Source organism: Brevibacillus borstelensis, from assembly GCF_003710865.1.
Lineage (GTDB): Bacteria > Bacillota > Bacilli > Brevibacillales > Brevibacillaceae > Brevibacillus > Brevibacillus borstelensis.
The window spans coordinates 65,749-87,351 of sequence record NZ_RHHO01000039.1 but is presented as its reverse complement, the minus strand read 5'-3'; the positions used below and the strand labels follow the sequence as shown (position 1 = coordinate 87,351).

Genomic DNA, 21,603 nt, shown 5'->3' with positions numbered 1-21,603 from the left:
AAGACGTAGGAAAGCGTGTTTCGTTTCAGCCATACGGCCGGGACTGGTGGGAATTACAGCGGAATTGGCTTGAGTTGGCAGCATCACAACTCATCTAGCATCACAACTCATCTTATGCTGTCCCGCTTGTTTGATCCTTCGATAAACAAAGTTCATTCCAACAAAAAACGCCCTTCCGAGTCCATTCACTCGAAAAGGCGCAGTCGTCTAGCTGCCTTCTATCCAGGACGTTTTGGCTGACGACGATCAATCAAAGACGATCCCGTCCAAAACACCTTCCCGCTTCAGATAACTGCGAAGCCAGACGTATTCCTTGTTTTTCCAAAACTCTTCCTTCTCTACCAAAGCAGCCGTCTCCTGGCGAGCCACTTCCAATGCCTTGAAATCGCTCATCAGATCGGCCACCTTAAATTCAGGCAAGCCGCTTTGCTTTGTCCCGAAAAAGTCGCCGGGACCGCGCAGTTCCAAATCGCGGCGCGACAGTTCGAAACCGTCTGTCGTTTCGCACATAACGCGCATCCGCTCTTTTCCGATCTCCGATTTGGGATCGGCGATCAGCACGCAGTACGATTGCTCCGAGCCGCGGCCAACACGGCCTCTGAGCTGATGCAGTTGGGCAAGCCCAAACCGCTCCGCATCATAAATGATCATGAATGTCGCGTTTGGGACGTTTACCCCTACCTCTACCACGGTCGTCGAAACCAGCACCGCATACTCCCCGGAAAGAAAGGCCTGCATCACCGCATCCTTTTCCTTTGCTGGCAGGCGCCCGTGCATAAGACCGACCCCGTACTCAGGAAATACCTGCGAGAGCTGAGCATGAACGTCAATCGCATTTTGCACGTCCAGCTTTTCCGACTCCTCGATCAACGGGCAGATGACATACGCCTGCCTGCCTTTCACGAGTTCCTCTCGCATTTGCTCCAGCACCTGGTGAAACTGCTCATGCTTTTTCCACGTAGTCTCGATCGGCTTGCGCCCCGCCGGCATCTGGTCGATCGTGGAGACATCCATGTCACCGAAGGCGGAAATCGCCAGCGTGCGCGGGATCGGTGTGGCCGTCATGAACAACACGTCGGGAGTAAGGCCTTTGTTTCTCAAAATGCGCCGCTGCTCCACCCCGAAGCGATGCTGCTCGTCCGTGATTACCAGGCCGAGCTTTGAGAAAAACACATCCTCCTGAATCAGGGCATGAGTCCCGACAACGACGTCAATCAAGCCCATCTGCAAGGCTCCGATCACCTCGCGACGCCGTTTGGCTGTAAGCGAGCCGGACAGCAGCGCCACCTGGATGCCGTGCGGGGAAAGAAGCCCTGTCAGCGACTGGACGTGCTGCTCAGCCAAAATCTCTGTCGGCACCATCAAAGCGCCCTGAAAACCCGCTTTGACTGCCGCAAACAAAGCGATGGCCGCGACTACGGTTTTTCCCGAGCCGACGTCCCCTTGAAGCAGCCTGTTCATTGCGTACGGCGAACGCATATCGGTGAGAATCTCCTTGATTACCCGCTTTTGTGCATCCGTCAGCGGGAACGGCAACGACTTCACAAAGGTGCGCAATTCCTCCATCGGAATTTGCAGAGCCGTCCCTTCTGTCTGCTCCCGGGCAATCCGGCGAAGCGCCTGCATTTTCAATTGGAATAAAAAAAGCTCTTCAAACATGATCCGCCGCCGCGCCTGGCGTCCGTTCTCGGCATCCTGCGGAAAATGGATCGACCGAATCGCGTCAGGCCGGGGCATGAGCCGGTAGCGACTGACGATATCGGCCGGCAGAATCTCCGGGATTTGCTCGCCGTACTGGCGAAGCGCCTGCTGGATCGTTTTTCGCAAAAGCGTATGGGTCACATCTCCGCCGAGCGGATAAATGGGTGCCAGTTCCCCTCTCTTTTGTGCCCGGTCGGAGTCGGTTTCGGTCATTTCACTGACGGTGATTTGCAGCTTGTGCTTGTCCCACTTTCCGGTCACGAGAATTTCTTTTCCCGGAGAGAGCCTGCTTTTCACGAATGTCTGGTTGAACCAGACCGCCGTCACCACCACTCTGTCCATGACCAGCTTGACGGAGATACGCGATTTTCGCTTGCCGTAAAAGCGAACAGAGGGTTCGCCGTAGACCGTGCCTGCCAGCGTTACCCTCTCTCCGTCCTTCACCTCTGTCAAATCGCGGACGCGGTAGTCCTCATAGCGGCTCGGGAAATACTCCAGCAGCTCCCCCACAGTCTCAATGCCCAAACCTGCGAAAGCTTTGGCCCTCTCCTCGCCTACCCCATGCAAGAGCGAGACGGGCGCGTCGTACCATTCGTTCATTTACTTTTTCTCCAGCTGCACACCGAAGATTTTGGCCTCGATCTGGCGTCCGGTCTGCGTCGCGGCCAAACCTCCCTGTGCTGTTTCCTTGAGGGTAGTCGGCATGGAGCAGCCAATCCGGTACATCGCTTCAATCACTTCGTCAGTCGGCACCACACTCTTGATCCCTGCAAGCGCCATATCGGCAGCTACGGTTGCGATCGCGGCCCCCATCGCGTTCCGTTTGACACAGGGAACCTCTACAAGTCCGGCCACGGGGTCGCAAACGAGACCGAGCATGTTCTTCAGGGCGATGGCGACAGCCTGAGCCGACTGTTCCGGCGTACCGCCTGCCATCTCGACAATCGCAGCGGCAGCCATCGAGGTCGCCGAGCCCACTTCCGCCTGGCAGCCGCCGGCAGCACCGGAAATAAACGCGTTATTGGCAATGCAGTAGCCAATCGCTCCGGCAGTAAAGAGGTAGTTGACCATCTCCTCGCGCGTCGGCTTCAGCTTGTCTGATACGGCAAACAAGGTACCTGGCACAATTCCGCAAGCACCTGCCGTCGGCGTAGCCACAATCGTGCCCATCGCCGCGTTTACCTCGTTCACAGCGACCGACATGGAGACGGCATTGAGCAGGGTGGGGCCAGACAGAAACGGCTTTGTGCGCATGTACTCCTGCAGTTTTTTCGCATCGCCGCCAGTCAGTCCGCTGTGCGAACGGATGTCTTCCGTCAGTCCGCGCCGGACGGCTTTTTCCATCACGTCCAGATTCGTGTACATATCCGTTAAAATGGTCTCGCGAGTCCGCTGGGAAACCTCCATCTCCGCCTCAATCATCACCTGCGAAATTTTTTTCCCTTGGGACTCAGCCAGTTCTACCAATTCTGCTACGTTGCGAAACATGTCCTGTTCACTCCTCTCCTCCCGCTTTACTGTAAAGAAAGCAGTGAGACATCAAAAATATACGGGATGTTCCCGATTTCCTCCAGCACCTCTGGCAGGACGACAGAATCCGTCTCGATCGCCATCAGCGCGCGTGACCCGCGGTCGTGCCGGGAGACTTCCATCAGTCCCACGTTGATTTTATGCTGCGTGAGCACCTTGGCTACGCCGGCGATCATTCCGAAGCGGTCTTCGTGCAAAACCATCAGTGTCGGCGTATCGAAGCCAAGCTGGAAGGCAAAGCCGTTGAGCTTGGTTACCTCGATCTTGCCGCCCCCGATGGAAACACCGACTACCTCCACATCCTTCTCATCGTCGCTCAAGCGAATCCGCGAAGTGTTCGGGTGACCGGTCAATTCTTCGGAAGTGTTGATCACAATATCGATACCCAGGTCTTTGGCAATCTGCAGGGAGTCCTTCAGCCGCAGATCAAACGTATCAAAATCAAGAATGCCCGCGACTGTCGCGACATCGGAGCCATGCCCTTTATACGTTTTGGCAAAGGAACCGTAAAACGTGATCTCCGCTTTTTTCGGCTGTCTGCCAAAGAGCTTGCGGGCTATCCGCCCGATCCGGGCAGCACCGGCTGTATGGGAGCTTGAAGGTCCGACCATGACCGGACCGATAATGTCAAATACACTTTTATATTTCACCCGGTTCTCCTCCTGAATGCAAAGGGGTTCTCCACCTTGAAAGGTTCACTCTCATTTTATCTTACCGCCTCTGAAAGCGCTACAGGTTCCTCTCATTGAAACTGGGCCATCACCCATTCCTGCGGCAGCTCATATACTGCAGCACGGAGCATGATTGTGCAAGCGCGATTTGACCAGGAAAGGAGCGAGCAAGATGAGCGAACGGAAGGACTCCGGAAGAAGAAAATGGACAGGCGTGGAATATCTCGGCATTTTCCTTGTTTTGTCGTCTCTGGCTTCCCTGTTGTTCTGGCCGCATGCGCTGGCCGGCCTGTTCGATGCCATTATCAAAAAAGTATTTCCGATTGTTGTCGACATTTTCCTCACGGGGGAAGTGGGAATTGCCGTCATTGTCAGCGTCATCGTCGGAAGGATGCTGGAACGGCTCGGGTTTACAGATGCGCTGTTCCGCGTATTTGCTCCTGTCATGAAATGGCTGTCCATAAATCGGAGCTTCCGCGTTTTACTCCCGGCACCGCTTACCTCAAAACGGTCTTTGACGCTGCCAAAGAGGGAACGGAGCTGCTCTTGCTGGTCATTATCCCCGCGGTTGCTGTCGTATTTGGGGTCATCGGCCTGTTGGAATACATTGGCGTTTGGCAACCGATCGAGAACGCTTTTACCCTGCTGCTCTCCGCTTTGAGCATCGAGCCTGCGACAGGCATGCTGTCCCTTTTGGCCAGTCCCACGCTGGCGATGGCTGAGCTGCAAAAAATCGCCGCAAGCATCGACCCGCGCCTTGCTGTCGGTTCCTTTGTCCTCGCCTCCTCGGGGCTGCCCTTGTCAGTGATCTTCGGACAGGTTCCTGCGACATGGGCGGCCCATTCCGACTTGACGGAGCGTGAAGCGATGGCAGCCGCTGTCATCGGCATGCTCATGCGGCTCGTCACTGCTTTTGTGATCGGATACTTTGTGACGCCTTCGGTGGTGTAAACATGAGCGGAACGTATATGATCAGGGCCAAGAAGCTGGTGACCGTAACCGAAAAAGGCAGTATCAACGACGGAGCCATGCTTGTGAAAAACGGGCTGATCGCTGACATTGGCCCCTGGGAGAAGCTTTGGGTAGAGCATCGGGCGAATGGAGTGGCTTTGCTCGACTGCCGGGACTGGGTCATTGCCCCTTCGCTGGCGGACTGCCATACCCACCTTTTGGAGTTCGCTCCCGGATCACTGTTTCCGGTAACGGAAGAAACACATGGAGCCGCCGGCATGTCGCTTCTGCTCAAGGCACTGTCCTGCGGGATTACGGCCCTTGGGGAACAAATTTGCGGGCATCCAAAGTGCAGCTTCGACCTCGCTTTTTATCGTCGTCTCGCTTCCTTTGTGCCCATCGATGTCTGCTTTTCTCTGTCCAGTATCTCGATTGGATTTTCGCAGCTTGCTCATTTTACCGCGGCTACCGGCCCCCATCCGGTCGAGAGGGAGCGCTTAGCTGCCCCTGAGATCGTGCACGTGCTGGCGGGCGAGAGCGAATACCCAGGAGAGAATCTGTTTCTCAACGCCACACCGGCCAATTTCAAGCCGGAGGAGGTCCCTCGGGCGGGCGAGATCATTTATGAACAGAGCGAATTGACCCAGGTCGTCGATGCTTTCCACCGATCGGGCAAATCGATTGGCGTTCATGTCGGCGGCGAAGAAGCGATCCGTATGGCCCTTGCTGCAGGAGTGGATGTGCTTCATCACGCTCACGGGATTACCGAGCAGCAAATTATCGAAGCTGCCCAAAAGAACATAAAAATAGTCGCGACTCCGCTGGGCGGCACACATGAACTGCCGAATTCCCCGGAGCAAATCAGCCGCTTGGTTCAGGCCGGGGTGACCACCGCCATTTCTACCGATGCCTACTTGCCTCCACACGAGCAGGCCTCCTGGCTTTCTTTTCCGGATCGGGAATTAAAGGGGCCGGAGACGCTGATGGCCATCGCCCAGCCTGCGATGAAGCTTTTGCAAAAGCAAGGGTATGGGGAAAACGAGATCCTCTCGCTCATCACCCGCAATCCAGCAATGGTCCTTGGGAAGGAAAAGCGTTACGGCAGTTTGGGAAAGGGACTGGAAGCGAATTTTCTGGTGACAGCAGGTGTGCCTGGACTGGAGATAACCTCCGAAGAGGACATCAGGCAGGTGTACTATCGCGGGGTGAAGGTAATTGATCGTATCGGAGAAGGCTGATTGAGCTGGTAGCGCAGAACCTCATCCCGGTATGGGAAGGGAAACAGGCAGAAGAGACAGTTCGGGTGGCGTCTGCTTGAGACACCCAGAATTGGGAATCGTCACGCTGGATCTGTCAGAAGTCAAGCGGATTAAAGAGCAGTACCCGTTTATCTACATGGAGAGCCGTCGGGCAGACATTTATAAAGCGAATCACTTGGTATAGAAACTGATGGGGAGGCTAGGCACTTTCAGCCTTGCCGCGTTAGAGAATACAGCGCAATGCTTTTCCCGTTGAACACGATTTCACGTTCAAAGTTCATGCCTTTTTCCGCGCTACCTTCACTGAGCTATGATTGTCAAATTGGATGAGCGAGATCAGCCGCTTTTTTCCCAGATGAGACAGGCCGAAATTCCGCAAGGCCAGGGCAGCTTCGGACGCATAGCCTTGTCCCCAATGCCTTCTCGAGATCCAATACCCAACCTCTGTCTCTTTGCGCTCATCGACGAGCTGGGGAACAAGTCCTGCGTGCCCAATCAGTTCACCATCAGACTTCCTTGCCACGACCATCAGTCCAAGCCCCTGCTCCTCTTCATAGCGGTTCATCTACATGCGCAGCCGTTCGGCGGTCTGTTCTCTGGTCCAGACATTCCCTTGACCGATATACCGCATCACCTCCGGATCACCTGTCATCGACATCAAAAAATCCAGATCCTCTGCTGTATACGGACGAAATACAAGACGCTCTGTCGCCAGCATGCAAATACACCCTCCTTGTTTTTTCAAACATGCTCATTGTGTAAATGACAGTCCCCCTGTTTTCCAGAGCATATGGTCCGCAACTGCCATGCAGCGCGCCGCAACATGTACCGGGAGAGCACAGGACCGTATAAAAAACCTCCTCGAAGCACACGAGGAGGTTTTTCTTTCGAAAAGGACGTCTATTCTTTTACCATCACAAATCCGAGCAATCCCGGGCCTACATGGGTACCAATCACCGGGCCGATCTCCAGCAAGAAAGACTCGGTCACCTGAAACTCCTGCTTGATCGCCGCCAAATGCTCCGCCGCTTGATCAGGTACGGCGCTGTGCAGCATCGCTACCTTCACCGGCTGGTCCGAGGCGTATTCCTTCAATGCTTCCTTCACACGGGCGATCGCTTTTTTGGTCCCTCTTACTTTGTCAAAAGCAGCTACGTACCCCGCAGGGTCCAAGGTCAGAATCGGTTTAATGTTAAGCAAGGAGCCGATGACCGCTGAAGCCTTGCCAATGCGGCCACCCTTTTGCAGAAACTCCAGCGTGTCAACGATGAAATAGACCTGCACTTCATCGAGAAAACGATCGATCATGTCGAGTATCTGCTGCTTGCTCTTCCCTTCGCGCGCTGCTTTGGCCGCTTCGACACAGAGCATGCCGTAAACAAATGAAGCTTTACGCGAATCAATGACGGTGATATCAAGCTGTTCTTCCATCATCGATTGTGCGATGACGGCAGACTGATACGTACCTGAAAGCGAACCGGAGAGCATGATGACGATGATTTGGACATCTTTGCCGTGCTGCTCCCGAATTTGTTTGTACGTTTCAGCGAAGTCGAGCGGGGACGGTTGAGATGTGGTCGGCATCACATCCGTATGCTTCAATTTTTCAAAAAACATGGCAGATGTAATGGAGACCCCGTCCAAATACGTTTCTTCTCCAAACATCACCTTCAGCGGAACTGCTACGATTCCGAGCGACTCCCGCAGCTCGGAATCGATGTCAGCCGCACTGTCCGTTACGATCACAATGGACATCTACACAACTCCTCTCCAGGGAAGCGAGTCAAAAGCGCAGCCCTCTATGACTACTCTACAGCGAAAATAAACGGATAAAGCGGCTGTCCGCCCTCGTGGATTTCCACGTCCACGTCCGGGAAAGCTTCATCCAACGCCTGTGCGAGTTCGTCCGCTTGATTCTCTTCAGCGCCTTCCCCGATAAAAATCGTCACGATGCCAGTCTCGTCATCGACAAGCTGGAACAGCAGTTCCTTTGCGATCGCCATCATATCCGGGCCGGATGAGACGATCTCTTTTTCAGCAATGCCGATAAAGTCTCCCTGCTTGATCTCGACATCGCCCATTTTCGTATCGCGAACCGCATGGGTTACCATGCCTGTTTTCACTTGTTCGATAGAAGCAGTCATTGCCTGCTGATTGGCCTCCGGAGACGCGCCTGCGTTAAAAGCAATCAGCGCAGCCATCCCCTGCGGAATGCTCTTGGACGGAACAACCGTAACGGACTTGTCCGTCAGCTCGGCCGCCTGCTTCGCCGCCATCACAATATTGCTGTTGTTCGGCAAAATAACAATCTCGTCTGCATGCAGCCCGTCAATCGCGGAAAGGAAGTCTTCCGTACTCGGATTCATCGTTTGGCCGCCTTCCACGACTACGTGAACACCCATGCTGCGGAAAATATCAGCCAGTCCAGGACCAGCCGCAACAGCAATCAATCCATAGGGCTGAGCGGCTGCTGCCGGAGCAGTTTCAGCAGGCACCTGTGCGGCCGCTTTCCGCTCCTCCTCGCGAAGGATGTTGCCGTGCTGTTCCCGCATGTTTTCGATCTTGATCCGATGCAGGCTGCCAAACTGCTGTGCGTATTGGAGCACGTTGCCGGGGTGCTCGGCATGTATATGTACTTTGACCATATCATCGTCAGAGATGACTAACAGAGAATCCCCCATCTGATCGAGCTGGGTACGGAATGCCGCTTCTGAAAACGGCTTTTTGTTGGCTTCCGTGCTATGCGTCAGCCAAACCATAAACTCTGTACAGTAGCCAAAATGAATGTCCTCTGTTTTCATATGGACTTGTGCATTGTGGTGCTCGTGAACCAGTTCTTCCATATCGAGCGAAGCAATCGATGGCTTCGCTTCCTTGACCTGATCCGCCGTTTCACCGCGAAGCGCACGGATGAAGCCCTCGTATACAAAGAGTAGTCCCTGTCCGCCCGAATCCACCACGCCTACTTCCTTTAGGACGGGCAGCATGTCGGGTGTGCGCAGCAGCGTCTCCTGGGCCTGCTCATAGGTTCTTTCCATGACGAAGAGAACATCGTCTGTCGTGCGTGCCGTCCGTACAGCTGTTTCGGCCGCTTCTCGGGCTACAGTGAGAATCGTGCCCTCAACCGGCTTCATCACTGCCTGGTAGGCGGAATCTACTCCGGCCTTTAACGCTTCGGCAAACTGGCGGGCGTTAATCTCGTCTTTTCCGTTTACCGCTTTGCTGAATCCGCGAAACAACTGGGAGAGAATCACGCCGGAATTCCCCCTCGCTCCCATCAGCAGACCTCTGGCAAGGGCGGCCGCAGACTCTCCGATCTTGGGAGATTCCTTTCGTGCAAGTTCCTCTGCTCCCGATGTGAGCGTCAAATTCATGTTTGTCCCCGTGTCACCATCTGGAACGGGAAAGACGTTTAATCCATCCACCACTTTGGCGTTGCTGGACAGGAGCCTCGCCCCCAGATAAACCATCCGGCTAAACAGCACGCCGTCAAGACGCGTATGTACCAACTGATGTTCCTCCTTACGTATCCCTGTCTGTACGGACTCCCTGTACAAAAATATTAACTGCTGTCACATCAATGCCTACCATCTGCTCCAAGGTGTAGCGAACGCGTCTTTGAACATTGCCGGCAACCTCAGAAATTTTCACGCCGTAAGTGACGATAATATGCATGTCCAGAATGACTTCGCCGTTCTGGTTATGGACGACTACCCCTTTGCTGAGGTTGTCTCTGCCCAGCATCTCGGCAATTCCGTCTTTGAGCGCTTTGCGTGAAGCCATGCCGACCAGGCCGAACACTTCCATGGCGGCGCCTCCAGCGATCCGCGCGATCACATCTTCTGTCACATCGATTTTACCAAGAGGTGTGCTCATTTCCACTGTCATGCAAGGACTCCTCCTTTTTTCAAACGGCATCGCCGTCTATTGTAACAGTAACCGTACCAGTAAGCATGTACGACATTGCCACCATCCATACCGCATAGATCTGCTCCGATATCCACTCACCTATTGCAAAGTGCGTGTACAAAAAATGCCGCTTGTCAAAAGAACTTCTTCGATTGAAGAAGCAGCAACCCAATGCATTTCCATGCTTCTCCCAATTTTACACTATCAATAGGTAGAAATGAAGCGTTTTGTCGAATGACCCCCAAAACAGAAGGAGAATGGCTTTTCCTCATGTCAAGTATTGCAATTGACAGGGGCGTATGCTAAGATAAGCAAGTGTTTGTATTATCTAAACAAAACAAAGTATCCCGTTTATATGCATCTGAGGGAGGTGGATCGTAATGGCACGTCGCTGCTTTGTAACTGGCCGTTCTGGCAAAACTGGTAACGCTCGCTCCCACTCCATGCGCGCAAATCGCCGCAAATGGGGTGTTAACGTACAAAAAGTGCGCATTCTCGTAGATGGTAAACCGAAGCGCGTTTATGTAAGCACTCGAGCGCTGAAATCCGGCCTGGTAACTCGCGTATAGTTTCGCGTTTCAACCGAACATCAGTAAAAAAAGCACCCACGAGGTGCTTTTTTGCTTTTCTGCTGCTTCCCCTGCTTCGACTGAAGGAGACCGCTGCCTTCATTTCTTCTTATTAAATGCCTCGATGACAGCGCGAATCATGCCACCTATAAACTTCGGCAACTTGATGGTGTAAAACCGCATGACTACCCCTCCTTACCGAAATTACTTCTTGTGATACAAATACCAGCCGGCCCCGATGAGTCCTACCGCCAACAGGCTATACCAAACCCATGGAGGTGCCGAGTACAATAGAATGGTAATACCTCCGACAGCCAATGCCACCCCGAGAACACGTCGCAAGGCGCCCCCCTGTCGCAGGCGAAAGGAGCGCAATCCCATTTCATGCCGCACCTCCTTCGGGCGTTCTTTCGAAACGTGCATATTACATCTTATTCCGCTCTGGGATAAACATGTGTCTCACCTTGTCGAAACAAAAAAAATTCAGGCAACATTTCGCTGCCTGAATACTCTATGCGGCACCAGCCGCCAATATGCGTGTTTCTTTGGTAAAAGCTTCGTTACGCCAGTCTGTTTCGCACCGGGAACAAAAGCTGAGGCGCACTCGACATGACGACGGTCAAAACAATCCCTGTGATGATCATTTCCGGGAGCAGATAGGTGATGTTGTAGACGAAGGAGTACAGCGCAGCCGGCATGCCCTCTGGCGCATATTCGCCGAACCAGATCACCCCGGAGAGAAAGTGACAGACAAACCGTCCGATCACGCCGACGAACAGGACGCTCCACAGAGCCGTAACCTTGTTCGTACGCTTCTCGATCGCAGACAGGCGGACAAGCCCTGCCAGTCCCAGAGCGCCGAATGCGACCGGATAATCGAGCAGCAGCTGGACCGGATGAACGTAACCGCTGCCAAAGAAGGTTTGCAGTACACCAACCAGGATACCGCATGTCACTCCCGGCAAAAGGCCGCGACGCACCGCGAGCAGCGCGATCGGCACCATCACGAGGGACACAGATCCCCCTTGCGGCATTTGAAATACCTTGATCTCGCTGAATACAAGAGCGAGCGCTGTCATCATCGCCATTTCCAGCAAGATAAGCAATCGTTGCCTAGACATTTGTTTCTACACTCCCTTTTCATTTGTAAAAAGGCAATACCGAATATAAATAGCAGAATACACCAATAATTACTCGGCTCAACCTGATTCTAGCCCAAGGCCGAATGTCTGTCAAAAAAGAAAACGCTTCGCAGCCTGCAGGCTCCGAAGCGTGACATCCATTCTTTGTTACAGCATTTTTTCCAGGAACTGCTTGGCCCGCTCGCTTTTGGGATTCACAAAAAACTCGCTCGGAGGCGCATCCTCCACCAATCTTCCTCCGTCAAGAAAACAGATGCGGTCGGCGACCTCGCGGGCAAAATTCATCTCGTGCGTCACGATCGCCATTGTCATCCCCGTATCGGCAAGTCCCTTCATGACATCCAATACCTCTTTGACCATTTCCGGGTCGAGCGCCGATGTCGGCTCGTCAAACAGCATGATTTGCGGTTCCATCGCCAAGGAACGGGCGATCGCAACCCGCTGCTTCTGTCCGCCGGAAAGACGATTCGGGAAGACATCCGCCTTGTTGGACAGCCCGATACGAGCGAGCAGCTCCCTTGCCTTGGCTTCCGCCGCCGCTTTGGAGAGTCCCTTGACCTTGACAGGAGCGTACGTGAGATTGTCCAGCACGCTCATGTGCGGAAACAGGTGAAAATGCTGAAACACCATGCCGATCTTTTGGCGAATGCGCATCACATCCGCTTTCGGATCCGTAATGGCTTGCCCGTCGATGACGATCGTTCCCTTTGTCGGGGTCTCCAGCAGGTTCATGCAGCGCAAGAGCGTCGATTTGCCGGAGCCGGATGGACCGATGATCGCCACCACGTCACCGCGGCCGATCTCAGTGGAGATGTCGTGCAAAACATCGAGCGAGCCGAAAGACTTGCTCACATTCTGAATCTTAATCACTGCGTCTCATCCTCCTCTCCAGCACACGCGCCACCCAAGTGAGCAGCATGACCATGACGTAATAGAGCAAGCCCGCCAGAAGGTACGGCTCAAAGTAGCGGAAAATCGTCCCTTTGACGATATTGGCGTTCTGCATGATGTCCGCAAGGCCGATCGTAGATACAAGTGCCGATTCCTTCAAGAGCGCGATCGTTTCGTTTACCAATGCAGGCAGGATGTTTTTCACTGCTTGCGGCAAAATGATATCCGTCATCATTTTGCGGTACGGAACGCCGAGAGCTTTGGCCGCTTCCCATTGCCCCTTGTCTACGGCCATAATTCCGCCGCGGATCGTCTCGGAGATGTACGCCCCGGAGTTGAGCGTAAAAGTCAAAACGGCGGCTTCAAACGCTGAAATGTTGTAGCCTGTAATCTGCGGCGTGGCAAAGTAGACGAACGTCAGCTGCAGGATGAGCGGCGTGCCGCGAAAGACAGACGTATATGCGACCGCAAATCCTTTCAGCAGACGAATGTTGGAAATTTTGATGAGTGCCAGCAAGGAGCCCCAGATAAAACCGAACACGACCGACAGAAGTGTTACCTGTAATGTGACCTTTATCCCGTTTACTATAAAGGGGATATAGGGCACAATTTGTGCAAAATCCAAACTCATGCCCTTTCGACTCCTTTTCGAATAAAACTGCGCTGTCTAGACCGGGAACAAGGCCCTTCTGTCAGCTGATTATTGGCCGAACCATTTGTTGATCAGCTTGTCCATCTCGCCGTTTTCCTGCATGGTCTTGATCACCTTGTTGAACTCTTCCACATGCGGAGAACCCTTCGGGAATGCGATAGCGGAGCCGTTAACCTCATCGCTTTGGATGGTGGTGAACTGCAGTTCCGGATTCGCTTCCACATAACCCTTGGCTACAGTATCCTCCAGGATCGCTGCATCCACACGGCCTGTTTTGACTTCTTCCACGATCTCACCGGTTTTGTTCAGCGAAACGATCTCCAGACCTTGGATGGTCTTTTGCAGTTCCTTGGCCGCACCTTCCTGAATGGAGCCGGTTTGTACGGTGATCTTTTTGCCCGCAAGCTGCTCCGGCTTGGTCAGATTGCTCTCCTTTTTGGCGACAATCGTATTTTTCGCATCATAGTAGATCGTCGAGAAGTCGGCGTTCTGCAGACGCTCAGGCGTTGGCGTCATGCCTGCCATGACGAAATCGGCGCGCTTGGTCTGAAGCGCCGGTACCAGTCCGTCAAAGTTCATGTCGACCACTTCGATTTCATAGCCGAGCTCTTTTCCAATGTACTTGGCAATGTCGATGTCAAATCCGACGATCTCGTCCTTCCCGCTGGACAAATCGTGAAATTCATACGGTTTGTAGTCAGCAGATGTAGCCATGACCAGCTTCTTTCCGCCTCCTGCGGCTTGTCCGGCAGAATCCTGGCCTGCAGGATGCTGTGCAGTGCCCGGCTGATTTCCTGTGCCGCAGCCAGCCAGTACGGCTACAGCCAAAAGAGAAGAAAGTGCAAGTGAAGCGAGTGCAGATTTTTTCATGATGAATCCCCCTTCGTCATCTTGTATCTGTTGAATCGTTTTACAAAAAACATAAGTGCAAAACTGTTTGTAACAAGGAATAAAAAGAACTTTGCCCAACAACTAATATTTATACAATGAAATGAGTATTTTAATCAATACTAAAATTATTTCGCTGAATATTTATAAAATTCACATAAGAATAGGGACATCATTTCTGATCCGCGATTCATGACAGCTGGTTCTTGTTGTTTCGGTACGAGCTTGTCTCTTTTTCTCCCCTTCACTTTAAAGCGAAATGAAAAAGATGATAGATAATGAACAAATTTACAGAAAAAAAGAATCATTCGTCAGCGCTTTCTGGCATAATGAATAGGATCAAAAACAAACATACAATCACAGGAGGATGGAATATGACTGCGAACTGGACAGCATACTTCCGCGATCAGCTGCCAGACATCCTGGAGGAGCTTCGCCGTTATGTGGAAATGGAGTCGCCTACACACAACAAGGAGGCCGTAGATCGGGTAGGCGCATTCATTGCCGACCGTTTCCGGGCCCTCGGCTGCCGGGTGGATACATATCCGCAACATGAGTACGGAGACCAGCTGCGCGTGGAATACGGTGAGGGCGAGGAGCAAATTCTTGTTCTCGGTCACTTCGATACGGTCAAAGAGATTGGCAGCTTGAGCCGCGAGCCGTGGCGGATCGAGGACGGCAAGGTTTACGGGCCGGGAACATACGATATGAAAGCGGGAATTGTTTTTTGCTACTACGCATTGCGGGCCATCATCGAGCAAAAGCTGCCCCTCTCCCGCAAGCTCGTTTTCTTCTGGAATACGGACGAAGAGACAGGCAGCCTGTCTTCAGAGGAGCTGATCAAGGAAGAGGCCAAACGGAGCCGGTGCGCGCTAGTAATCGAACCGGCAGCCGGTGACGGTTCCCTCAAGACAAGCCGAAAAGGCGGCGGAGAATTTTTGCTGAAGGTCAAGGGCCGGGCCGCACATGCTGGGAATGACCATGCCAAAGGAATCAATGCGATTGAAGAATTGGCCCATCACGTGCTGACGATTCAATCCTGGACGAATTACGAGGCTGGTACCACCCTTTCCGTCGGAACCATCCAAGGGGGCAGCGTGAGCAACGTCGTGCCGGATTATGCAGAAGCGGTCATTGATGTAAGGGTGTCTACAGCAGAGGAAGCGGTACGGATTACCCGCTTGATGCACCAGCTGCAGCCTGTCCTGCCTGGTGCCGAGCTGATCGTCGAAGGAGGCATCCCGAAACCGCCGATGGAGCGGACAGCCGGGACGGAACATTTGTTTTTCCATGCCCGCGAACAAGCGCGTTTGGAAGGCTTCGATTTGACGGAAACAGGCGTAGGGGGCACCAGCGACGGAAATTTTGCCGCTTCAGTCGGGACGCCCACACTCGATGGTCTGGGACCGAATGGCGATGGTGCCCACGCATCCCATGAGCACGTCGAAATCGACAGCATTCCACAAAAAATCGCTCTCCTGGCAAGATTGTTCACAACCTTGTAATTTTTCCTTTTTGTGCATATAATAGGACAAAAATATAGGAGTGTGACAACATGGAAACAGCAAAACCATTGCCAATTAACCCTGTCGGTTTTTGGCGACGCCTAGGTGCAAACTTGCTTGATGGAATTATTATTGGTGTTCCATTGATCCTTCTCACCTGGTTGATCACAGGAGGCTTGGAGGACAATCTCGTCTCCAATCTGATCTCTACCCTTTACTCCCTGCTGCTGCCAGTATTTTGGTATGGCTATACGGTTGGGAAGAAAATCGTCGGGGTTCGCATTGTGAAAGTAGACGGCAGCCCGGTCGGCATTGCACGATGCTGCTTCGCCTGATTGTCGGCATGGGACTCGTATACGGTCTTACTTTTGGCATTGCGGCCATCGTCAGCGCCATCATGGTGGGCGTTCGCGAAGACAAACGCGCCATTCACGATTTGATTGCAGGTACGTATGTGACTTCGAACCAGCCATAATACTCTTATCATCAAGTATGCAAAAAGACCGGGAGCTGATGTCCCGGTCTTTTTCGTGCACTTTTTTACCCGCGAATCGCAGCAATGGCCGCTGCCCGATCCGCCTGATTGAACACCGCGCTGCCAGCCACGAGGACTGTCGCCCCCGCTTCTTCGCACAGCCTGGCTGTCTCGGGGTTTACCCCGCCGTCAATTTCGATCTCGACGTGCCCCAAACCGCGCTCGTCCAGCATCCTGCGCAGCTCTCTGATTTTCGGCACGACGCTGTGGATGAACTTTTGGCCGCCGAACCCCGGGTTGACCGTCATGAGCAGAACGATGTCCAGGTCGCCAAGCATCGGTGCAATGGTCGAGACCGGTGTAGCCGGATTCAGGACAACGCCTGCTTTTACTCCCTGCTCCTTGATCAGATGGATCGTTCGATGCAGGTGACGGCAAGCCTCCTGATGGACAGTGATCCAGTCTGCTCCGCTCTTGGCGAATTGCGGGATGTAGCGGTCTGGCTCTTCGATCATCAAGTGGACGTCCAGAGGCAGCGTCGTCACCGGACGAATCGCATCGACGATCAAAGGTCCAATCGTAATGTTGGGAACAAAGTGTCCATCCATTACATCTACGTGAATCCAATCCGCGCCTCCGCGTTCAACATCGCGGATTTCCTCGCCCAGACGGGCAAAGTCTGCGGACAAGATTGAGGGGGCGATTTTTACCATGGTTTGTTCCTCCGTTGGTATTCTTTCAGTTCTTCCCGAAATTGCTTGTAGTGCTCGTAACGCTCCAGGTCGATTTTGCCTTCCTCCAAAGCGCTTTGGACGGCACAGGAGGGTTCGCTGACATGAAGGCAGCCGCGGAACTTGCACTCGCTGCTGAGAGCGGCAAAATCACGGAAGGCCTCAGCCAGATCGAGCTCGTCGATTCCGATGAATTCAAGCGAGCTGAATCCCGGCGTATCCGCTACATAACCGCCGCCCTCCAGCGGAATCAGTTCTACGTGGCGGGTTGTGTGGCGTCCCCTCCCCAGCTTTTGGCTGATATCGCCTGTCTGCAGACTCGTGCCAGGGAACAAGGCATTGATCAGGGACGATTTCCCCACACCGGACTGACCGGCAAAAACAGAGATACGATCACGAAGCACCTCCCGCACCGAATCAATCCCGCGCTCCTGCTTCGTCGAGGTAGGGATGACGCGGTAGCCGATCGCTTCGTACTTGCGAACGATCGCCTCCACATCGCTTTCCGAAGCCTTGTCTGCCTTGGAAAGTACGATTACGGAATCGATGCCTGCATTCTCCGTATGCACGAGAAACTTGTCCAGCAAAAAGGAGGTGAAAGCAGGCTCGACCATAGAAAAAACAAGGACTGCCTGATCCACGTTAGAGATGGGAGGACGAACCAGCTCACTAGTCCGTTCCCCCACTTCCATGACATATCCTTCCGTCTCACTGGTCGGATCGTACACGACCCAATCCCCGACCAGCGGATTTACTTTGGCTCCTTTTTTCTTGAACAACCCTCGCGCCCGGCATTGGTAAACCCGGTTGCCGTCGTCCACATAGTAGAACCCGCTTAACGCTTTGACGATCCGTCCTTCTGGCATTCATGTCCCCCCAACTGCTTAGTACATAATACTGTCGTAACTGATTTCTTCGTTAGATAATTCCACACCGGCGCGGATAACCTTGATCGTTGCCTTTTTCTTCGGAGACAGGACAATGGGAATATCGAAGGTCCTGCTTTCCGTGATTTTCTCGTCTACGACAACCTGATTGTCTCCCCTGGCGTCACTGACAGTGATTTTCACCGGGATTTCTCCCTCACCCGGATACACTTCTACGTAAACCGGGGTGCTGGTGATCTTGGCGTCTGCCGGGTATTGCCCGTTGCTGACTGTAACCGGGATGGCTGTGCCCTTCTCGACCTTCATCCCCGGATCGTACGGCAGGGTGTGAATCACTCTGTTGGGCTCGCCATACAGGTATGACGGCTCTGCTTTGATCGCTGTTTCATCGATCAAAAGACCTTGCTTGAATAGCTCTATCCGCGCTTGCTCCAGCGTTTCCCCGCGAACATCGGGCATGGTTACCTGTGCCTTTCCTTTGCTCACTTCCACGAGGACTTCCGTCTTGCCGGGCACGACCTCCTGATCAGCCGGCGGGAATTGATTAATGACCTCACCTGCTGGGACGTCATCCGATTCTTTTTCCGTGAACGTCTTGTCGGTTATTTTGAATCCTTTTGACTTCAGTTCATTTTCTGCGACTGTCCGAACCGTCCCGACCAGATTCGGCATTTTGATCGCCTCTTGTCCAGTGCTGACATACAGCGTAACGACGGCATTTTCCTTCAGCTTCATCGGTGGTGACGGGTCCTGGCTGATGACCATCCCTTTCTCCACCGTATCACTGGCTTCCTCCACGACGTGGGGGACGAGCTTGGCCGCCCGGATCGCCTGTTCCGCAACCGTCCGTTCGCTCCCCTGGACGAGCGGCACGTCTACTTCCGGCACAGAAGGAAACAGCTCCATGACCAGATTGAAGCCCAGAAAGGCGAGAACGAAGAACAATCCGACCGCTCCCGTCCACAGGGCCGTTTTCATCCACCATGGGCGTTTGGCTTTCTCCTCTTCGGTCTCCTGGCGCGATGGCGTTCCTGTCCGCCCTTGTCCTTCCAGCATTTCCTGCGTAATGACGGGATAGGCTTTGGTCGCTTCATCGTCAACAGGGAACTGGATTTTTTCTTCATTCAGCCGCTCCGGCAACAGGCACGTTTCCAAATCATCCAGCATTTCGCGAGCCGATCCGTAACGCAAGGTCGGGTCCTTGACCAATGCCTTCAAAATGACGTTCTCCACGCTTTGCGGGATGGCTGGATTAACCTGACGCGGCTCCGGCAGAGGCTCCTGCAGGTGCTTCAGAGCGACAGAGATCGGCGACTCACCGGAAAAAGGCAGCTTGCCGGTCACCATTTCATACAGCACAATACCGAGCGAGTAGATGTCCGATTTTTCAGCCGTAATACCGCCACGCGCTTGTTCAGGCGAAAAGTAATGAACGGAACCGAGCACCGAATTTGTATGGGTGATTGTCGTTGAAGTAACGGCTCTCGCAATGCCGAAGTCCGTTACCTTGATACGGCCGTTTTTCCCGATCAAAATGTTGTGCGGCTTAATGTCGCGGTGAATAATCTGGTTGGCGTGCGCATGATCCAATGCATCACAGATTTCCGCTGCGATCTCCACGGCATCCTCAACCGGAATAGCCCCGTTGCGATTTATCAATTCTTTCAGCGTATACCCTTCCACGTATTCCATGACCATGTAATGGGTATCGCCATCCTGTCCCACATCGTAGACACCGACTACATTGGGATGAGACAGGCTTGCCACCGCCTGAGCTTCCCTGCGGAAACGGGTGACGAAATCTTCGTCCGTCCCAAATTGCGAACGGAGCACTTTCACAGCTACCGGTCGATTCAAAACCAAGTCTTTGGCCCTGTACACGATCGCCATCCCGCCTCCACCGACGCGGGCTTCAAGCTGGTAGCGTCCCCCCAGTCGTTGACCTTCCATCTCGCTCACCCCTCTTTCTGAACGGTGTCAACCTTTGCCTGATTGCGAACGGCCACCAACGTGATATTATCCTCGCCGCCTGCCTCCAGGGCCTGATGAACCAAACCGTCCACCTGATCCTGCAGGGACACCGGCTTTTTCAGCCAATCAATCAAAGATGCGGACTGCACCTTATTTGTCAAACCATCTGAGCACAGCAGAACGACATCGCCCTCCGACCACTCAAACTGGCCAAGGTCGATGCGGACATCAGGCTCCGTGCCAAGCGCTCGCATAATCACGTTGCGCTGCGGGTGAACAGATGCTTCCTGCGCAGTGATCTGACCGCTTTTCAACAGCTCGTGAACAAGCGTGTGATCCTCTGTCTTCTGCACCAGCTCTTCATTTTGAAAATGGTACAGACGGCTGTCCCCGATATGGGCGGTTACGACCCCTGTCGGGCCGAGCAAAGCGGCCACAACGGTCGTGCCCATGCCATTGCATTCCGGGTGCTCCTGCGCGTATCGATAGACTTCGTCGTTGGCGAGCAGAAGAGCGTTCATCAGCTTCTCCCGTTCGTCCTCCCGATCCAGTCCTGTATCCAGATGACGCAGTTCTTTTACTATTCGCTCAACGGCAAGGCGGCTGGCTACATCGCCAGCCTGATGCCCGCCCATTCCATCTGCTACGACTGCTAACACACGTCCGCTCACATCGGCTATGCACGCATAAAAATCCTCATTGACCTGGCGCACGCAGCCGACATGAGATTTCATTGCCATTTCCATGGAATCACCCCACGGTTTCTTTCGCATATTGGGCTCTTAACTGTCCGCAGGCAGCAGCAATATCGCTTCCCTGCTCGCGCCGGATCGTGACGTTGATGCCCCTGTCCTCCAGGATGTTTTTGAACTGGAAGATTTCATTTCGCGGAGTCCGTACGTAATCCCGCTCCGGCACATAGTTTACCGGAATCAGATTGACGTGGCACAGCATGTCACCGATCAGATCGGCCAACTCCTCGGCGTGTTCGGGCTGATCGTTTGTCCCGCCGAACAGGCCGTACTCAAAGCTGATGCGTCGTCCGGTCTTGGCGATATAGTAACGGCATGCCTCCAGCAGCTTCTCCAACGGGAAGCCGCGGTTGATCGGCATCAGCTTGGTCCGCAGCTCCGTATTCGGGGCGTGCAGCGAGATTGCCAGATTGACCTGTCCGCCGCGTTCGGCAAACTCGTAAATTTTCGGTACGATTCCGCTTGTGGATACCGTAATATGGCGGGCCCCGATGTTCAGGCCGCGATTGTCGTTAATGATTCGCAGAAAGGCGATCAGGTTCTCGAAGTTTTCGAACGGCTCGCCAATCCCCATAACGACGACGTGGCTGACGCGTGCGCCCTCCTCATCGAGCTTTCGCTGCGCCATCAGCACCTGGGCGACGATCTCGCCGGCGTCCAGGTTGCGCTTCAATCCGCCCAGCGTGGATGCGCAGAACGTGCAGCCGATCCGGCAGCCCACCTGGGTCGTCACGCAGATACTGTTGCCGTAGCTGTGACGCATGATTACGGTCTCGATGGCGTGACCGTCGACAAGCTTGAACAAAAACTTGACGGTTCCGTCCTGAGAGGTCTGGTGGGTGATCTCTTCCATCGCTTCGATCCGGAAAGTCTCGGACAGCTTTTGGCGAAGGTCTTTGGAGAGGTTGGTCATCTCTTCAAAGGAACGGACGCGCTTGACGTACAGCCAGTCAAAAATTTGCTGGGCACGAAACGCCTTGTCTCCGATTTCGACGAGCCATTCTTTCATCTCGTCCGGTGTCAAACTGTAAATGAGCGGCTTTTCGCTCGTATAGGAAGTCAGTGGCATTCTTCTTTTCACATCCTCAAGTCATTAGCTTGGTGCAAATCGTCATCTTA

The 21,603-nt window shown here is 53.6% G+C and carries 22 protein-coding genes and 2 pseudogenes; 6 read left to right on the top strand and 18 right to left on the bottom strand.

All coding sequences use genetic code 11. From position 1 onward, the window contains the following. Positions 1–246: 246 nt before the first annotated feature. Genes recG through sdaAB form a run of 3 tightly spaced genes read right to left on the bottom strand, consistent with a single transcriptional unit; the run spans position 247 to position 3,881 of the window. Positions 247–2,301 (bottom strand): ATP-dependent DNA helicase RecG, encoded by a 2,055-nt coding sequence (recG, locus tag EDM54_RS19965; protein WP_024982904.1) that lies wholly within the window; start codon positions 2,299–2,301, stop codon positions 247–249. Then, positions 2,302–3,189, bottom strand: a complete 888-nt coding sequence (sdaAA, locus tag EDM54_RS19960; RefSeq protein ID WP_122958697.1) for an L-serine ammonia-lyase, iron-sulfur-dependent, subunit alpha — start codon at positions 3,187–3,189, stop codon at positions 2,302–2,304. 26 nt (positions 3,190–3,215) lie between these two features. Further along, a complete protein-coding gene (sdaAB, locus tag EDM54_RS19955; RefSeq protein WP_024982905.1) occupies positions 3,216–3,881 on the bottom strand; it encodes an L-serine ammonia-lyase, iron-sulfur-dependent subunit beta in 666 nt (221 codons plus the stop codon). 471 nt (positions 3,882–4,352) lie between these two features. Here sdaAB and EDM54_RS27080 point away from each other — a divergent pair, with 471 nt between their 5' ends. The 3 genes from EDM54_RS27080 to EDM54_RS27075 all read left to right on the top strand — a co-directional run bounded on the left by EDM54_RS27080 (position 4,353) and on the right by EDM54_RS27075 (position 6,296). Next, positions 4,353–4,853, top strand: coding sequence for a hypothetical protein (locus EDM54_RS27080; RefSeq protein ID WP_255320316.1), 501 nt, complete (start codon positions 4,353–4,355; stop codon positions 4,851–4,853). Between the two features lie 2 nt (positions 4,854–4,855). Continuing rightward, positions 4,856–6,091 (top strand): amidohydrolase family protein, encoded by a 1,236-nt coding sequence (locus tag EDM54_RS19945; RefSeq protein ID WP_122958696.1) that lies wholly within the window; start codon positions 4,856–4,858, stop codon positions 6,089–6,091. A gap of 76 nt (positions 6,092–6,167) precedes the next feature. After that, positions 6,168–6,296 (top strand): hypothetical protein, encoded by a 129-nt coding sequence (locus EDM54_RS27075; RefSeq protein WP_255320315.1) that lies wholly within the window; start codon positions 6,168–6,170, stop codon positions 6,294–6,296. A 93-nt stretch (positions 6,297–6,389) separates the two neighbouring features. On the opposite strand, the pseudogene EDM54_RS19940 reads toward EDM54_RS27075, so the two are convergent. The 4 genes and pseudogenes from EDM54_RS19940 to EDM54_RS19925 form a co-directional block, all read right to left on the bottom strand. Further along, a pseudogene (locus EDM54_RS19940) lies at positions 6,390–6,764 on the bottom strand (GNAT family N-acetyltransferase). Positions 6,765–7,012: 248 nt separating this feature from the next. Then, positions 7,013–7,867, bottom strand: a complete 855-nt coding sequence (gene fakB / locus EDM54_RS19935; protein ID WP_122958695.1) for a fatty acid kinase binding subunit FakB — start codon at positions 7,865–7,867, stop codon at positions 7,013–7,015. 50 nt (positions 7,868–7,917) lie between these two features. Beyond that, a complete protein-coding gene (gene fakA / locus EDM54_RS19930; RefSeq protein WP_122958694.1) occupies positions 7,918–9,621 on the bottom strand; it encodes a fatty acid kinase ATP-binding subunit FakA in 1,704 nt (567 codons plus the stop codon). A gap of 13 nt (positions 9,622–9,634) precedes the next feature. Beyond that, the gene (locus EDM54_RS19925) at positions 9,635–10,000 is read right to left on the bottom strand and encodes an Asp23/Gls24 family envelope stress response protein (RefSeq protein ID WP_003386122.1); all 366 of its coding nucleotides are present in this window, start codon (positions 9,998–10,000) and stop codon (positions 9,635–9,637) included. A gap of 401 nt (positions 10,001–10,401) precedes the next feature. Here EDM54_RS19925 and rpmB point away from each other — a divergent pair, with 401 nt between their 5' ends. After that, positions 10,402–10,590: a 50S ribosomal protein L28 gene (rpmB, locus tag EDM54_RS19920; RefSeq protein WP_003386124.1), complete on the top strand. Its 189-nt coding sequence runs from the start codon at positions 10,402–10,404 to the stop codon at positions 10,588–10,590. A gap of 99 nt (positions 10,591–10,689) precedes the next feature. Here the strand turns inward: rpmB and spoVM are convergent, their stop codons facing one another. From spoVM to EDM54_RS19895, 6 genes are all read right to left on the bottom strand, one after another. Continuing rightward, positions 10,690–10,773: a stage V sporulation protein SpoVM gene (gene spoVM / locus EDM54_RS19915; RefSeq protein WP_003386125.1), complete on the bottom strand. Its 84-nt coding sequence runs from the start codon at positions 10,771–10,773 to the stop codon at positions 10,690–10,692. Between the two features lie 21 nt (positions 10,774–10,794). Further along, positions 10,795–10,971 carry a hypothetical protein gene (locus EDM54_RS26565; protein WP_024982910.1) on the bottom strand — a complete coding sequence of 59 codons (177 nt, stop codon included), beginning with the start codon at positions 10,969–10,971 and terminating at the stop codon, positions 10,795–10,797. Positions 10,972–11,150: 179 nt separating this feature from the next. After that, on the bottom strand, positions 11,151–11,711 hold the full coding sequence (gene thiT / locus EDM54_RS19910; RefSeq protein ID WP_003386126.1) for an energy-coupled thiamine transporter ThiT: 561 nt from the start codon (positions 11,709–11,711) through the stop codon (positions 11,151–11,153). Positions 11,712–11,879: 168 nt separating this feature from the next. Then, positions 11,880–12,602, bottom strand: coding sequence for an amino acid ABC transporter ATP-binding protein (locus EDM54_RS19905; RefSeq protein WP_122958693.1), 723 nt, complete (start codon positions 12,600–12,602; stop codon positions 11,880–11,882). Beyond that, positions 12,595–13,254, bottom strand: a complete 660-nt coding sequence (locus EDM54_RS19900) for an amino acid ABC transporter permease (protein ID WP_003386128.1) — start codon at positions 13,252–13,254, stop codon at positions 12,595–12,597. Before EDM54_RS19900 ends, EDM54_RS19905 begins: the two co-directional genes overlap by 8 nt. A 69-nt stretch (positions 13,255–13,323) precedes the next feature. Further along, complete coding sequence (locus EDM54_RS19895; protein WP_122958692.1) at positions 13,324–14,145, bottom strand: transporter substrate-binding domain-containing protein; 822 nt, start codon at positions 14,143–14,145, stop codon at positions 13,324–13,326. 392 nt (positions 14,146–14,537) lie between these two features. On the opposite strand from EDM54_RS19895, the gene EDM54_RS19890 reads away from it, so the two are divergent. Together EDM54_RS19890 and EDM54_RS19885 are read left to right on the top strand one after the other, a co-directional pair. After that, entirely contained in the window at positions 14,538–15,668 is a 1,131-nt protein-coding gene (locus EDM54_RS19890) for a M20 family metallopeptidase (RefSeq protein WP_122958691.1), read from the top strand. 50 nt (positions 15,669–15,718) lie between these two features. Beyond that, positions 15,719–16,143 (top strand): annotated as a pseudogene (locus tag EDM54_RS19885) (RDD family protein). Positions 16,144–16,208: 65 nt separating this feature from the next. On the opposite strand, the gene rpe reads toward EDM54_RS19885, so the two are convergent. The 5 genes from rpe to rlmN are packed head-to-tail and all read right to left on the bottom strand — an operon-like array spanning position 16,209 to position 21,553. Then, positions 16,209–16,856, bottom strand: coding sequence for a ribulose-phosphate 3-epimerase (gene rpe, locus EDM54_RS19880; protein WP_122958690.1), 648 nt, complete (start codon positions 16,854–16,856; stop codon positions 16,209–16,211). Beyond that, positions 16,850–17,740, bottom strand: a complete 891-nt coding sequence (gene rsgA / locus EDM54_RS19875; RefSeq protein ID WP_003386133.1) for a ribosome small subunit-dependent GTPase A — start codon at positions 17,738–17,740, stop codon at positions 16,850–16,852. Before rsgA ends, rpe begins: the two co-directional genes overlap by 7 nt. Positions 17,741–17,758: 18 nt before the next feature. Next, on the bottom strand, positions 17,759–19,711 hold the full coding sequence (gene pknB / locus EDM54_RS19870) for a Stk1 family PASTA domain-containing Ser/Thr kinase (protein WP_122958689.1): 1,953 nt from the start codon (positions 19,709–19,711) through the stop codon (positions 17,759–17,761). A 5-nt stretch (positions 19,712–19,716) separates the two neighbouring features. Continuing rightward, complete coding sequence (locus EDM54_RS19865) at positions 19,717–20,478, bottom strand: Stp1/IreP family PP2C-type Ser/Thr phosphatase (RefSeq protein WP_024982915.1); 762 nt, start codon at positions 20,476–20,478, stop codon at positions 19,717–19,719. A gap of 4 nt (positions 20,479–20,482) precedes the next feature. After that, on the bottom strand, positions 20,483–21,553 hold the full coding sequence (gene rlmN / locus EDM54_RS19860; protein WP_003386137.1) for a dual-specificity RNA methyltransferase RlmN: 1,071 nt from the start codon (positions 21,551–21,553) through the stop codon (positions 20,483–20,485). Positions 21,554–21,603 lie beyond the last annotated feature (50 nt).